At 69.2% G+C, this 13900-nt stretch carries 12 protein-coding genes and 1 tRNA gene; 10 read left to right on the forward strand and 3 right to left on the reverse strand.

Annotated elements, in window-relative coordinates; genetic code table 11:
- Positions 1-212 precede the first annotated feature (212 nt).
- From AAFF41_RS30970 to AAFF41_RS30985, 4 genes are all read left to right on the forward strand, one after another.
- Complete coding sequence (locus AAFF41_RS30970; protein WP_075028823.1) at positions 213-809, forward strand: M48 metallopeptidase family protein; 597 nt, start codon at positions 213-215, stop codon at positions 807-809.
- Between the two features lie 135 nt (positions 810-944).
- Complete coding sequence (locus tag AAFF41_RS30975) at positions 945-2618, forward strand: TerD family protein (RefSeq protein WP_319746515.1); 1674 nt, start codon at positions 945-947, stop codon at positions 2616-2618.
- A gap of 11 nt (positions 2619-2629) precedes the next feature.
- Positions 2630-3310, forward strand: coding sequence for an AIM24 family protein (locus AAFF41_RS30980; RefSeq protein ID WP_054228171.1), 681 nt, complete (start codon positions 2630-2632; stop codon positions 3308-3310).
- Between the two features lie 16 nt (positions 3311-3326).
- Positions 3327-4082 carry an AIM24 family protein gene (locus AAFF41_RS30985; protein WP_060900241.1) on the forward strand — a complete coding sequence of 252 codons (756 nt, stop codon included), beginning with the start codon at positions 3327-3329 and terminating at the stop codon, positions 4080-4082.
- Between the two features lie 137 nt (positions 4083-4219).
- Here the strand turns inward: AAFF41_RS30985 and AAFF41_RS30990 are convergent, their stop codons facing one another.
- A complete protein-coding gene (locus AAFF41_RS30990) occupies positions 4220-4747 on the reverse strand; it encodes an NUDIX hydrolase (RefSeq protein ID WP_343324973.1) in 528 nt (175 codons plus the stop codon).
- Entirely contained in the window at positions 4744-6186 is a 1443-nt protein-coding gene (locus AAFF41_RS30995) for a zinc-dependent metalloprotease (RefSeq protein ID WP_319746511.1), read from the reverse strand. The genes AAFF41_RS30990 and AAFF41_RS30995 overlap by 4 nt, the downstream gene beginning before the upstream one ends.
- Positions 6187-6377: 191 nt before the next feature.
- On the opposite strand from AAFF41_RS30995, the gene AAFF41_RS31000 reads away from it, so the two are divergent.
- From AAFF41_RS31000 to AAFF41_RS31015, 4 genes are all read left to right on the forward strand, one after another.
- Positions 6378-7493 carry an SDR family oxidoreductase gene (locus tag AAFF41_RS31000; protein ID WP_319746509.1) on the forward strand — a complete coding sequence of 372 codons (1116 nt, stop codon included), beginning with the start codon at positions 6378-6380 and terminating at the stop codon, positions 7491-7493.
- Positions 7494-7851: 358 nt separating this feature from the next.
- Positions 7852-8313 carry a molybdenum cofactor biosynthesis protein MoaE gene (locus AAFF41_RS31005; RefSeq protein ID WP_319746507.1) on the forward strand — a complete coding sequence of 154 codons (462 nt, stop codon included), beginning with the start codon at positions 7852-7854 and terminating at the stop codon, positions 8311-8313.
- A 150-nt stretch (positions 8314-8463) separates the two neighbouring features.
- Complete coding sequence (locus tag AAFF41_RS31010; protein ID WP_319746505.1) at positions 8464-8670, forward strand: hypothetical protein; 207 nt, start codon at positions 8464-8466, stop codon at positions 8668-8670.
- An 84-nt stretch (positions 8671-8754) separates the two neighbouring features.
- Positions 8755-9852, forward strand: coding sequence for a YlbL family protein (locus tag AAFF41_RS31015; RefSeq protein WP_319746503.1), 1098 nt, complete (start codon positions 8755-8757; stop codon positions 9850-9852).
- 92 nt (positions 9853-9944) lie between these two features.
- Here AAFF41_RS31015 and AAFF41_RS31020 read toward each other — a convergent pair whose 3' ends face one another.
- The gene (locus AAFF41_RS31020; protein WP_054228163.1) at positions 9945-10487 is read right to left on the reverse strand and encodes a PPA1309 family protein; all 543 of its coding nucleotides are present in this window, start codon (positions 10485-10487) and stop codon (positions 9945-9947) included.
- Positions 10488-10650: 163 nt separating this feature from the next.
- Here AAFF41_RS31020 and AAFF41_RS31025 point away from each other — a divergent pair, with 163 nt between their 5' ends.
- On the forward strand, positions 10651-13638 hold the full coding sequence (locus tag AAFF41_RS31025) for a UPF0182 family membrane protein (protein WP_343326379.1): 2988 nt from the start codon (positions 10651-10653) through the stop codon (positions 13636-13638).
- A 143-nt stretch (positions 13639-13781) separates the two neighbouring features.
- Positions 13782-13855, forward strand: a tRNA-Met gene (locus AAFF41_RS31030).
- Positions 13856-13900 lie beyond the last annotated feature (45 nt).

A 13900-nucleotide genomic window follows, 5' to 3' on the forward strand; every position in this document is an offset into this window, starting at 1 on the left:
CCCCCGTCCCCGTAGAGCATCCCCGTGTGTCGGCGGGGTCCGTCCCGGGCCCCGCCGATCGAATGTCAGCATGCCCCGCCCGGCCGAACCGTGCCGAAAGTTGTCCACAGGCGGTGGTGTTCGTCGTATGAATCAAGCGCACGGGGTGCGGATCGGCATCGAACCGTCCAGGGGACGGGACTTCCCCCATGTGCAGCGGGTAACGTCGGGGCGTGCCCGCCGACCCACTGCACCGCGCCGGAAAGCCACAGCGCAGCACGACGAGCCCGCCGCCAAGCGGCTCGGGGGCGAGCGCGATCGAGGTTCGCAGGAGCGCGCGCCGGCGCAGAACGGTCTCCGCGTACCGCGAGGGCGATCGCACCGTCGTGCTCATCCCCGCCCGTATGTCCGAGGCGGAGGAACAGCGCTGGGTCACCGTCATGCTCGACAAGCTGGCCGCCCAGGAGAGCAAACGGGTGCTCGGCGACGCCGAGCTGACCGAGCGCGCCGCGCGGCTGTCGGAGCAGTACTTCGACGGCCGGGCCCGCCCCGCCTCGGTCCGCTGGGTCACCAATCAGAACACGCGCTGGGGGTCCTGCACCCCGGCCGAGGGCAGTATCCGTCTTTCGCATCGCCTGCAGGGCATGCCCGAGTATGTCGTCGACTACGTCCTCGTCCACGAACTCGCGCACCTTCTGGTGCCCGGTCACGGGCCCCGTTTCTGGCGGCTGCTGGAGGCGTACCCACGTACGGAGCGTGCCCGCGGCTATCTCGAAGGGGTGGTCGCGGCCGAACGGTTGCCACATCTGCCCGTGGCGAGCGACGAGTAGCGGGCGGGCGGCGGCGGACCGTCCCTGCCGGGAGGTGATTGTGTACCGGGTCTGTACCGGCGGCGTTCACTCCCAGAGTTTCCCGTTAGCCTGACGCGACGCAATCGCACTCGGGATGGGGGACGGTCGTTACGCATGGCCAGGGAATTCCAACGCGGCCACAAGGCCAGGATCAGTGACCTCACCGCGGGCACGGATCTGTACGTAGGTGTACAGATCACCGGTCCCGGACTGACCTTCGACATCAGTTGCTTCGGTCTGGACGCCGACGAAAGGCTTTCGGACGACCGGTACTTCGTCTTCTTCAACCAGCCGAAGACCCCCGAAGAATCCATCCAGCTCCTCGGCGCCCAGTCGGGTGACACGGAGTCCTTCCGCGTCACGCTCGACCGGATCCCGGCGCAGATCCAGAAGCTGTCGTTCACGGCGACGATCGACGGCGCCGGACAGATGTCGCAGATCGCCCCCGGATACCTCCGTGTTGTGGCGGGCGGCGAGGAGGTGGCCCGGTACTCGTTCAGTGGCGCGGAGTTCTCCACCGAGCGTGCCGTGATGCTGGGCGACTTCTACCTGAAGGACGTCTGGCGGTTCGCCGCCGTGGGGCAGGGCTTCGACGGCGGCCTCGACGCGCTGCTCAAGAACTTCGGTGGTGAGGTCGCCGACGAGCAGCCCGCCGCGCAGGAGCCGCAGGCCACTGCCGCACCGTCCTTCGCTCCGCCGGCCCAGGCCACCGCACCCCCCGCGTTCGGCGCCCCGGCTCCGGCCCCCGCGCCGCAGCCCGCCGCGCAGGGATTCGCGCCGCCGCCCGCCGCGCCCTCGGTGCACGCCGCGCCGACCATCATCGCCCCGCTGCACACCCCGCCGGGCGGCACCGTGCCACCGCCGGGCCCCGCTCCGTACATCCAGCCGCCCGGTCCGCCCGGTCCGCCGCCGGGGTACGGACAGCAGCCTCCCGGTCAGACGGCTCCCATGCCGCCCGGTTACGGCCAGCAGACACCGCCCGCGCCCCCCGGCTACGGGCAGCAGGCCCCGACGGCGCCTCCCGGCTACGGCCAGCAGCCGCCGTACGGCCAGGTTCCGGGCCAGGCGCCGGGTCAGCCCGGCGCGCCGTCCCCGTACGGCGTTCCTCAGGGCGCCCCGCAGGGCGGTGCCGGTGTGGCCGCCGCGCTGGGGGCCTACAAGGAGACGCCCACCGGTCAGCGGTGGACCCAGCAGAACAAGAAGCTCATCCGCGTCGACCTCGGTATCGGCGGCCAGCCCGTGCTGGCCCGCCAGGGCAGCATGGTGCTCTACCAGGGCAAGGTCGACTTCAGCTACAAGGGCGCCGGCTTCGCCGGGCGGATCGTGGGCAACGCGACCGGCCAGGAGATGCAGCTCATGCGCTGTACCGGCCAGGGACAGGTGTTCCTCGCCGAGAACGCCAGCCACGTGCATCCCATCGAACTCCAGGGCGACGCGATCTGCGTCTCCGCGGAGAGCGTGCTCGCCTTCGACGAGTCCCTCCAGTACGAGGTCCGGCGTATCGAGGGCCACGGCATCCCCGGAGGCGCGCTGTTCACCATGCAGTTCCAGGGGACCGGAACGATCGTCGTCAAGACGCACGGCGCCCCCGTAGTGCTGCCCGTGACGCCGACGACCTTCGCCGACTGCAACGCCGTCGTCGCCTGGTCCGCGGCCTCCCAGGTGATCGTCTCCAGCCAGGTGCGGATGCGCCGCAACGCCTACCCCGGCGACACCGGGGAGAGCGTGAACCTCCAGTTCCGCGGCGCGCCCGGCAATTTCATCGTCGTCCAGCCGTACGAGGTCTGAGGGAGCCCGTCATGAACCAGCCACTCGCGGGCTTCGCCCCGGCACCTGTCACCGCCCGCATGGAGAACCACGGCAACCACATGCTCAAGGTCGCCATGCAGACCGGAAACGACCTCTTCGCGCGCGTGGGCTCGATGGTCGCCTACGAAGGGTTCGTCCAGTACGAGCCCAACCCGCCCGCCGTACGCCAGATCGCGCGGGACTGGATGACCGGTGAGGGCGCGCCCCTCATGAAGTGCACCGGCGACGGCCTGCTCTACCTGGCCGACTACGGGGCGAACGTCGTCGTCATCAACCTCAACGGGGACGCGATCTCCGTCAACGCCACCAACCTGCTCGCCTTCGATGCCCATCTCCAGTGGGGCGTCGAGCGGGTGAAGGGGCTCGCCAAGTTCGCCGGACAGGGCCTGTGGAACACCAAGATCTCCGGTCAGGGCTGGGTCGCGCTGACCTCGCGCGGCAAGCCGATCGTGGTCGACTGCGGCGGCGGTGAGGACGAGACGTACGTCGATCCGGACGCGCTCGTCGCCTGGTCCCCGAACCTCAAGGTGAAGGGCAAGCGCAGCTTCAAGGCGCAGTCGCTGATCGGACGCGGCAGCGGCGAGGCGTACCAGATGGCGTTCTCCGGACAGGGCATCGTCGTCGTCCAGCCCAGCGAGGACAGCACCGACCGCCTCCGGATCCGGGGCTGAGGGGGACCACCACATCATGCAGAGCCCGCTTTTCGGCTACAACGAGCAGCAGACCCAGGAGCGCTACAGCCTCCAGAACTCGCAGATGCTGCGAGTCGTCATGGAGGGGCACGACGACATCCTGGCCCGCAAGGGAACCATGGTCGCGTATCAGGGGCTCGTGGAGTTCGACGCCGAGTACCAGAACAACAGCCAGCACCGCGCACGTGCGTACACCGGTGAAGGCCTCGACCTCATGCGCTGCCATGGGCAGGGGACGGTCTATCTGGCCAACCTCGCCCAGCACGTGCACGTGGTCGACGTGGAGCAGGACGGGCTGACCGTCGACAGCAGCTACGTCCTGGCCATGGACTCCTCGCTGCACCACGAGGTCATCGCCGTGGACAGCCAGTACGGCATCTCCGGCTCCGGCAAGTACCAGCTCAACATCACCGGCCGTGGCAAGGTCGCCCTGATGACCTCGGGCATGCCGCTGATGATGCAGGTCACGCCGGACAAGTACGTCAACTGTGACGCCGACGCGATCGTCGCCTGGTCCACCGGCCTGCGTGTCCAGATGCAGGCCCAGACACACTCCTCCGGGGTGTGGCGGCGGCGGGGCAACACCGGTGAGGGCTGGGAGCTCAGCTTCCTGGGCCAGGGCTTCGCGCTCGTCCAGCCCAGCGAGCTGCTGCCGCCCCAGAACGCGGTGATCGGACAGGGGCTGCGCGCCCAGTACGGCATGGGGCAGCAGGGGGCCCGGGCACAGAACCAGGGCAACGTCTGGAGCTGACCCGCCGATGGTCGGCTGATCGGCCGGACCCGACGTCGGTTGATCGACCGGCGGTCAGTCGACCGGGTGACGGTCCGGGAAACGAACGTAAGGGGCGATCGCCATGGCGATCGCCCCTTACCCGTGCCACCCGTGCCTCAGGCCGAGAGTCGTGCGCGGGTTGCTTCCAGGAGCCGTACGACCGAGGCGTCCGCCACGTCCGCGACCTCCTCGTAGGGGAACCAGCGCAGGTCCAGGGACTCGTCGCTGATCGCCGCCACGGCCTCGGCCGGGGCGAGCGCGGCGTACTGGACGTCCAGGTGCCAGTTGCACGGCGCCGGGATGGCGTGCCGGTCGAGGGCCACGGGGCCGCCCGGCAGCAGGATCAGACCCTCGATGCCCGACTCCTCGGTCGCCTCGCGCAGCGCGGCCGCCGCCAGCGTCGGATCGCCCGGCTCGCAGTGGCCGCCCATCTGCAGCCACATCTCCAGCTTGCGGTGCAGCGTCAGCAGGACGCGGCCGCCGACCGGGTCGATGACCAGGGCGCTGGCCGTGACGTGCCCCGCCGTGCGGGCCTTCCACATGCCGTCGGGATGCTCGGACAGATGGTCCAGATAGACCTGGCGCAGCTCTTCCTGGTCCTCGTACTGCTTCAGTACGAGGACGGCGTCGTCGTGAAGGGTCACTCGGTGCCGTCGCCCTTGTCGTCGTCCTTGTCCTCGTCCGCGGGAGCGTCGTCCTTCTTCAGGTTCGTCTTCTCGGCGGAGCCGCTCGCCGCCTCGCCGAGCATCTTGTCGATCTCGGAGAAGTCCAGCTGCTCACGGTGCACGAAGCCGTCCGGGTCGTCGAGGTCGGACGCGGTCGGCAGCATGTCCGGGTGAGCCCACAGGCCGTCGCGGCCGTCGACACCGCGCGCGTCGGTGAGCGAGGCCCACAGGCGCGAGGCGTCCCGCAGTCGGCGCGGGCGCAGCTCCAGGCCGATCAGCGTGGCGAACGTCTGCTCGGCGGGACCGCCCGTGGCGCGGCGCCGGCGCAGCGTCTCGCGCAGCGCGTCCGCGGAGGAAAGACGCGGCTTCGCGGCCGCGTGCACGACCGCGTCCACCCAGCCCTCCACGAGCGCGAGCGCCGTCTCCAGACGGGCCAGCGCCGCCTTCTGCTCCGGCGTGTCCTCCGGCTGGAACATGCCCTGCTGGAGGGCGTCCTGCAGCTGCTCGGGGTTCTGCGGGTCGAGCTGGCCGACCACGTCCTCCAGCTTGGCCGTGTCGACCTTGATCCCGCGCGCGTAGCCCTCGACCGCGCCGAACAGGTGCGAGCGCAGCCACGGCACGTGCGAGAAGAGACGCTGGTGGGCGGCCTCGCGCAGGGCGAGGTAGAGCCGCACCTCCTCCAAGGGGATGCCCAGGTCCTTGCCGAACGACGCGATGTTCAGCGGCAGCAGCGCGGCCTTGCCGGCCGGGCCGAGCGGCAGGCCGATGTCGGTGGAGCCGACGACCTCGCCCGCGAGCACGCCGACGGCCTGCCCGATCTGCGTACCGAACATGGCGCCGCCCATGGAGCGCATCATGCCGATGAGCGGGCCCGCCATGGCCTGCATCTCCTCCGGCAGGACATCGCCCATCGCCGCGCCGACGCGCTCGGCGACCGGGTCGACGAGCTCCTTCCATACCGGCAGGGTCGCCTCGACCCACTCCGCGCGGCTCCAGGCCACGGCGGAGGCGGCGCCGGACGGCAGGGACGTCGCGTCGTCCAGCCACAGGTCGGCCAGGCGCACGGCATCCTGAACCGCGGTGCGCTCGGCGGGACCGACGCTCGCGTCCTTGGTGCCGTCAGAAGTGCCCTGGGAGACCGTCTGGCGGGCGATCTGCTTGGCCATGTCCCAATTCACCGGGCCGCCCTCGTACGAGAGCATCTGGCCCAGCTGCTGGAACGCGGCCCCCAGATCGTTGGGGTTCATGGAACCGAACATCGCTGCGAGCGGATTGTCGGCACCTGGGCCGCCGGCTCCGGGCGGCCCGAAACCGAACGGTCCCTGTCCACCGCCGCTCTGCTGGTCCTTCTTCTTGCCCTCGTCGCCGTTCTCCGGCTCCTCCGGCGGAAGGCCGAATCCGAATGGGGTGTCACTCACGGGATTCCTCGGCTGGTAAGGCCGCCGGTTCGTTCCGACGGCGACTGCCCGACAACACCACCCAGCGTAGACACCCGAACCCGATCGGGCCTCGGTGCTTCGCCGACTCTTGGCCTGCGGCAGGATGGATGCCACCTGGTACGGACGCGTCACGCGTGTCCGTTACTGAAGACAACCGCTGGAGACGCCCGGTGAGTTCCCCAGATCCACAGGTTCGCGCAGCGCGAAACCACTCAACCAGTCCGCCCTTGCGCGGGCCCGTCGTCGCGGTCACCGGCGCCGCGTCCGGCGTGGGCGCGATGCTGACCGAGCGGCTTGCCGCCAGCGAGGAGATCAAGCAGGTCATCGCCATCGACGAGCGTCGCGGCGAGTGCGAGGGCGCCCAGTGGCAGATCCTCGACGTGCGGGACCCGGCGATCGCCGAGAAGCTGCGTGGCGCGGACGTCGTGGTGCATCTCGCGCTCGACCTCGACCTGGAGACGGACGCGGCGGCGCGCACGGCGTACAACGTCCGGGGGACGCAGACCGTGCTGACGGCCGCCGCCGCGGCCGGGGTGCACCGGGTCGTGCTGTGCACCTCCGCGATGGTCTACGGGGCGCTGCCCGACAACGAACTGCCCCTCTCCGAAGACGCCGAACTGCGGGCGACCGCCGAGGCCACGGGGGTCGGGGACCTGCTGGAGATCGAGCGGCTCGCCCGGCGGGCGCCGCGCGCGCATCCGGGGCTCAATGTCACCGTCGTGCGGCCGGGGGTCCTGGTCGGTGGTGGTACCGACACCGCCCTGACCAGGTACTTCGAGTCTCCTCGGCTCCTTGTGGTGGCGGGGTCACGGCCTGCCTGGCAGTTCTGCCACATCGAGGATCTGTGCAGTGCTCTGGAGTACGCCGTCCTGGAGAAGGTGGAGGGGGAGCTGGCCGTCGGGTGCGACGGGTGGCTGGAGCAGGAGGAGGTCGAGGAGCTCAGCGGGATTCGGCGGATGGAGTTGCCGTCCGCCGTCGCGCTGGGGGCTGCCGCGCGACTTCACCGGATTGGGCTCACTCCTTCGCCCGCCGGGGATCTGGCGTACACGATGTACCCCTGGGTGGTGAGTGGGAGCCGGATGCATGACGCCGGGTGGCGGCCGCAGTGGACCAACGAGGAGGTTCTCGCGGAGCTGCTGGAGGAGGTTGCCGGGCGGCACACCGTGGCTGGGCGGCGGCTGGGGCGGAAGGACGCGACTGCGGCGGGGGCCGCGGGGGCGACGGTTGCTCTTCTGGGTACGGCCGCGTTGGTTCGGCGGGCTCGGAAGGCTCGGCGGCGGATCTGAGTTCTGGGGGGCGTTTGCGGGTGCGTTGTGGCTGGGGGCCGGTGTTCCGCCCCCGCCGCCCCTACCCGTCCCATCCCCGGAGGCTGCGCCCCCGGACCCCTGGCGGGGCTCCGCCTCTGTACCCCGGCGCTCCGTCCGGTATCTCGGTGGGCCCGGTGGGGCTGCGCCCCGGTATCTCGGTGGGTTCGTGTTCCCGATGGCCTCGGGGCTTCGCCCCGGACGCCGGTGGGGACTGAACGGGCTCGTCGGGGTGGGTGGGTACGGGCTTGTCCGATCTGTAGGAGGCTCCAAAAGTCAGGTGAGTGCGCGGGGGAACGGCGTATTTCGTGGGTGCCGTGGGGTGCGGCACGATGGGGCCATGGCACCTACCTTTGAGCATCCGGGTGAGTCGGGCGCGCAGGATCCGATTCGGCTGCTGGCGATTCGGGACGAGCCGCTCTCCTTGGACGAGGTCTTCAGGGCCGTCGGGGACGACGCCGCCGGGGGGACCGCGCTCTTCGTGGGGACCGTGCGCAATCACGACGGCGGTGCCGACGTCGACGGGCTGGGGTATTCGTGTCATCCCAGCGCGGAGGCCGAGATGCGGCGGATCGCCGAGAAGGTGGTCGCCGAGTATCCGGTGCGGGCGCTGGCCGCCGTGCACCGGGTCGGTGAGCTGGCCGTCGGTGATCTCGCGGTGATCGTCGCGGTGTCGTGTCCGCACCGCGGTGAGGCCTTCGAGGCGTGTCGCAAGCTGATCGACGACCTCAAGCACGAGGTGCCCATCTGGAAGCACCAGAAGTTCTCCGACGGCACGGAGGAGTGGGTCGGAGCCTGTTGAGGGAGTCGGCCGGACGTGTGAGTCCGGCCTCACCGAGTTCTCACCCTTGCTCCGGTTGCGTAACCGACCCCCTGGTATGAGCGTTAACACGGCGGATGGTTAATCTGCTGATCAGTCAGTTGCGGTCGCTCGTGGGGTTGGGAGGTCGGCATGGCGTCGCTCGCCTGGTTGTTGATTCCGCTTTTGGCTGCGATCGGTGCCGGACTGTGGGGCGGTTGGGCCAGCCGGAACCGCAAGACGGTGGGCGACGGCGTCGAGCTCGAGGGGTACGCGCGCTTCCGCGCGGCCATGGAGCGCTCCGAGGCCGTCATGGTGCGGCCCGGTGCCGGGGAGAAGCCGCACTCCGACGCGGTCTGAGCCCAGGGCCCCGCAAGGGCCGCCCGGGCCCCGTACGGACGGCCCCGACAGTGCGCTGACAGCACCGTCCCGTACTGTCGTGGCATGCCACGCCGCACCGCGACGATGCTCGCCTCCACCCTGATCCTGATCGCGCTCCTGTGCGCGGGAGTGTTCATCAAAGTGCCGTACTCGGAGATGTCACCGGGGCCGACGGTGAACACCCTGGGCGAGCACGACGGCGAGCCGGTGCTGCAGATCTCCGGACGCAAGACGTACCCGGCCACCGGGCACCTGAACATGACCACTGTGCGGGTCACCAGCGCCGACTACAACATGAACCTCGTAGAGGCCGTGTACGGGTGGCTCGCGCATGACAACAAGGTCGTGCCGCACGACACGCTCTACCCGGACGGCAAGACCGAGCAGCAGTCGACGCAGGAGAACGCCGAGGAGTTCAGCCAGTCCCAGGAGAGCGCCAAGGTGGCCGCTCTGAAGGAGCTGGGCATCCCGGTGAAGTCCTGGGTGATCGTGTCGACCGTCGTCAAGGGCTCCCCGGCCGAGGGCCGGCTGCACGCCGGTGACGTGATCAAGAGCGTCGACGGTACGGCCGTCAAGGCACCCGAGGACGTCGCCAAGCTGGTCACCAAGCACAAGCCCGGCGAGAAGGTCGTCTTCACGGTGGTGCCCGCCAAGGAGCAGGCCGCCGCCGAGAAGGCGGGCAAGACGGCCACCGCGACCACGGACGTGACCATCACCACGGCGAAGTCCAGCGACAGTGGGGCGTCCCGCGCCATCGTCGGCATCTCGGCCGGGACCGATCACACGTTCCCGTTCAGCATCGACATCAAGCTCGCCGACGTCGGCGGTCCGAGCGCCGGGCTGATGTTCGCGCTGGGCATCGTGGACAAGCTGACCCCGGGCGACCTCACCGGCGGCACGTTCGTGGCCGGCACCGGCACCATCGACGACAGCGGAACCGTCGGTCCGATCGGCGGCATCGAGCTGAAGACGATCGGAGCGCGCGAGAAGGGCGCCCAGTACTTCCTGACGCCCAAGGACAACTGCGCGGCCGCCGCCAAGGACACCCCCAAGGGGCTCACCCTCGTCAAGGTCAACACCATCGACGACGCGATGAACGCTCTGAAGGACATCAGCTCCGGCAAGACCGCCGACCTGCCCAAGTGCACCACCAAGGGCTGAGGGAGCGACCGGCGACGGCAGGCATGGGCCGTACGGCGTGATGGGGGCGCCCCCGGAAGTCCGGGGTCGCCCCCATCACGTACACCAGGACGTCAGTCCGCGAACGTCGCCGACAGCGCCTCCGCCAGGCCCGGCACCAGGCTCGCGCCCGTGAGGACCTCGGTCGGCGTGTCCTTCTCGCGCAGACGCAGTGCGGAGTCGCGGGTGCCGTCGCGCAGGACGCCGACCGTCATACGGACCTCCTGGCGGTCCGGGTGCTCGGCGACCCACTTCGCGAGCTTCTTGTCACTCAGGCCCTCCGGGACGGAGGCCTCCGCGGACGGCGGCAGCATCAGCCGCTCCACGGTGAGCGCGCAGCCGACCACGGCGTCGGGCCAGGCGATGGTGCCGAGGAACTCGTCCAGCGGCTTGTCGGCAGGGATCTCGTCCTGCTCGATGGGGGTGAGACCGGTGGTCTCGGGCTCGTCCTGCAGGCCGAGCTGGGCCGCGAGGCCGGGCTCCTGGGCCCGCAGTCGCGCGGTGTCTACGAGGGCGAAAAGGCGAGCGGGCTGGTCCCAGCCGAGGCCGGAGGCGTACTCGTCGATCTCGAGTACGGCCCGGGTGAGCGGGCTCGCTGCCATGGGAGTGTTGGACATGGTCACAATCCTGCCTCGTTAGTACCCGGATCCGGGAACCGAGTAAAGCGTGAGTAAGTTGCATAGATGAGGCTCCACGATCACGGAGCCTGACGGGTGGTCCGCTTCACGGGGACCTGACGGATCAACAGCGAACTTCGAGGTGCGCACCTTGGCTTTCCAGATGCCGGACCGCGGCGGAGGCCCGACGGGGCCACGGATCAGAGTGGGCCGACCGTCCCGGCGTGTCCGGACCCTGCTCATGACACTGGGCGTGCTGGCCGTGCTGGCCATGGCGTTCGTCATGTTCGCGGGGTTCTGGACGGACTGGCTCTGGTACCGGTCGGTTCACTACTCGTCCGTCTTCACGACCACCCTGTGGACCAAGATCGGGCTCTTCTTCGTCTTCGGCCTGATCATGGCGGCCTCGGTCGGCGTGAACATCTGGCTGGCCCACCGGCTGCGACCGCCGCTGAGCGCGATGTCGATGGAGCAGCAGAGCCTCGACCGGTACCGGATGGGGATCGCGCCCTACAAGAGGTGGCTGCTGGTCGGCATCACCTCCCTGGTGGGGCTGATCGCCGGCGCGTCGGCGTCGGGCCAGTGGCGTACATGGCTGATGTGGGTGAACGGGGTCCCCTTCGACCAGAAGGACCCCCAGTTCCACCTCGACGTCTCCTTCTATGCCTTCGACCTGCCCTGGTACCGGTTCCTGCTCGGCTTCGGCTTCGCCGCCGCCGTGCTCTCGCTGATCGCCGCCGCGTTCACGCACTACCTCTACGGAGGGCTCAGGGTCACCTCCCCGGGCGCGCGCGCCACGGCCGCGGCGACCGGGCACCTGTCGGTGCTGCTGGGCATCTTCGTCGCCCTGAAGGCGGTCGCCTACTGGCTCGACCGCTACGGACTCGCCGTGAAGTCAAGCGACTTCAAGGCGACGGGCAACTGGACGGGTCTCAGGTACGTCGACGCCAACGCGTATCTGCCCGCCAAGACGATCCTGTTCTGCATCGCCGTCATCTGCGCGCTGCTGTTCTTCGCCACCCTGTGGCGGCGCACCTGGCAGCTGCCCGTCATCGGCTTCGGCCTGATGGTCCTCTCGGCGATCCTCATCGGCGGTCTCTACCCGGCGATCGTGCAGAAGTTCCAGGTCCAGCCGAACGAGCAGGCCAAGGAAGCGCCGTACGTCGAGAAGAACCTGAAGGCGACCCGCGAGGCCTACGGCATCGACGGCACCCAGGTCTCGGAGTACGCGGGCAAGAGCGACACCAAGGACAAGACCAAGCAGCGCGACGACGCCGACACCACGGCGAGCATCCGTCTGCTGGACCCGAACATCGTCTCGCCGACGTTCCAGCAGTTGCAGCAGATGAAGAACTACTACGCGTTCCCGACCAACCTGGACGTCGACCGGTACAGCAAGGACGGCAAGGACCAGGACACGGTCATCGGACTGCGCGAGCTGAACCTGAACGGCATTCCGAAGAACAACTGGATCAACGACCACTTCCGCTACACGCACGGATACGGTGTGGTGGCCGCCAAGGGCACCACGGCGACCTCCGGCGGCCGGCCCGTCTTCACCGAGTCCGACCTGCCGTCCAAGGGCGACCTGGGGACGTACGAGCAGCGGGTCTACTACGGCGAGAAGACCACGCAGTACTCGATCGTCGGCGGTCCCCAGAAGGAGATCGACTACTCCGACGACAGCGGTGAGAAGACCACCAGCTACCAGGGCAAGAGCGGGGTCAGCCTCTCCAACCCGATCAACCGCGCCGCGTACGCGGTGGCGTTCGGCGAGCCGCAGATCCTCTACTCGGGCGCGATCGGCGAGGGTTCCCGGATCCTCTACAACCGCACCCCCAAGGACCGCGTCGAGGCGGTGGCCCCCTGGCTGACCATCGACGGCGACGCCTACCCGGCCGTGGTCGACGGCAAGATCCAGTGGATCGTCGACGCCTACACCACGACCAACGGCTACCCGTACGCCTCCCGCACCACCCTCGGTGACACGACGGCGGACTCGCTCACCGCGACCAACAACCAGCGCGCGGTGGTGGCCCAGCAGAACCAGGTCAACTACATCCGCAACTCGGTGAAGGCGACCGTCGACGCGTACACCGGCGAGGTCAAGCTCTACCAGTGGGACACCAAGGACCCGGTCCTCAAGACCTGGATGAAGGCGTTCCCGAACACGGTGGAGCCGAAGACGGCGATCTCGCAGTCGCTCATGGACCATCTGCGGTACCCGCAGGACCTGTTCAAGGTCCAGCGCGAGCTGCTCACCCGCTACCACGTGAAGGACGCGCAGACGTTCCTCAGCGGCAGCGAGGTGTGGCAGGTCCCGGACGACCCGACCAACAAGTCGGGCAACGCGGTGCCGCCGTACTACCTGAGCATGCGGATGCCCGACCAGCAGGCGCAGACGTTCTCACTGACGACGACGTTCACGCCGAACGGCCGGGACAACCTGAGCGCCTTCATGTCGGTCGACTCCGAGGCGGGCACCAGTGACTACGGCAAGATCAGAATCCTGAAACTGCCGACCAGCGAACCCGTCGACGGGCCCAAACAGGTCCAGAGCCAGTTCAACTCCCAACAGGACATCGCCGAGTCGATCAGACTTCTCAAGGGCGGGGACTCGGAAGTCGAGTACGGCAATCTGCTGACGGTTCCGCTCGACGGAGGACTGCTCTACGTGGAGCCCGTCTACGTACGCGGTGGCGACCTCAAGTACCCCTTGTTGCGCAAGGTGTTGGTGACCTACGGAGGCAACACCGCCTTCGAGGACACGCTCGACCAGGCGCTCAACAAGATCTTCGGGACGGACAGTACGACCAGTCCACCGGCCGACACGGGGACCACTCCACCGCCGACGTCGAGCAACCCGACGGTCCAACAGGCGCTCACCGACGCCCAGAAGGCCTTCAACGAGGGCCAGGACGCCCTCAAGAAGGGCGACTGGACGGCGTACGGGCAGGCGCAGAAGGATCTTCAGGACGCGCTGAAGCGGGCCGAGGACGCTCAGGCCAAGGCCGACAAGAGCGCCACCGGTGGCGGCGGCGGCAGCAAGAACAACGACAAGGGCAGCAGCCCGAGCAGTGGTCCGAGCCCGAGCGGCAGCAGCAGTCCGAGCCCCAGCGGCAGCAGTAGTCCCAGCGGCGGTACGACCTAGGGCGGCGGTACGGGCCGGGGCGCCGGCCGGTCCGTCGGGCCGGTCGGCGGCTGGTCCGGTTCTGGCTCAGCTGCTGGTCGGAGGCCCCTTTCGCCGCTGGTCAGAGGCCCCCTCCGCGCCGTGGTACGGTTGCAACACAACGGCGCGGGGTGGAGCAGCTCGGTAGCTCGCTGGGCTCATAACCCAGAGGTCGCAGGTTCAAATCCTGTCCCCGCTACTGAAAAGCGAAGGCCCGGATCCTCACAGGATCCGGGCCTTCGCC

It is taken from the genome of Streptomyces mirabilis, from assembly GCF_039503195.1.
In the GTDB taxonomy this organism is placed as follows: Bacteria; Actinomycetota; Actinomycetes; order Streptomycetales; family Streptomycetaceae; genus Streptomyces; species Streptomyces mirabilis_D.

Coding starts and splice junctions, on each gene's coding strand:
- AAFF41_RS31015 (WP_319746503.1), top strand. CDS start 8,755: ATGCCACGCCGCACCGCGACGATGCTCGCCTCCACCCTGATCCTGATC.
- AAFF41_RS31005 (WP_319746507.1), top strand. CDS start 7,852: ATGGCACCTACCTTTGAGCATCCGGGTGAGTCGGGCGCGCAGGATCCG.
- AAFF41_RS31010 (WP_319746505.1), top strand. CDS start 8,464: ATGGCGTCGCTCGCCTGGTTGTTGATTCCGCTTTTGGCTGCGATCGGT.
- AAFF41_RS30985 (WP_060900241.1), top strand. CDS start 3,327: ATGCAGAGCCCGCTTTTCGGCTACAACGAGCAGCAGACCCAGGAGCGC.
- AAFF41_RS31025 (WP_343326379.1), top strand. CDS start 10,651: ATGCCGGACCGCGGCGGAGGCCCGACGGGGCCACGGATCAGAGTGGGC.
- AAFF41_RS31020 (WP_054228163.1), bottom strand. CDS start 10,487: ATGTCCAACACTCCCATGGCAGCGAGCCCGCTCACCCGGGCCGTACTC.
- AAFF41_RS30980 (WP_054228171.1), top strand. CDS start 2,630: ATGAACCAGCCACTCGCGGGCTTCGCCCCGGCACCTGTCACCGCCCGC.
- AAFF41_RS30975 (WP_319746515.1), top strand. CDS start 945: ATGGCCAGGGAATTCCAACGCGGCCACAAGGCCAGGATCAGTGACCTC.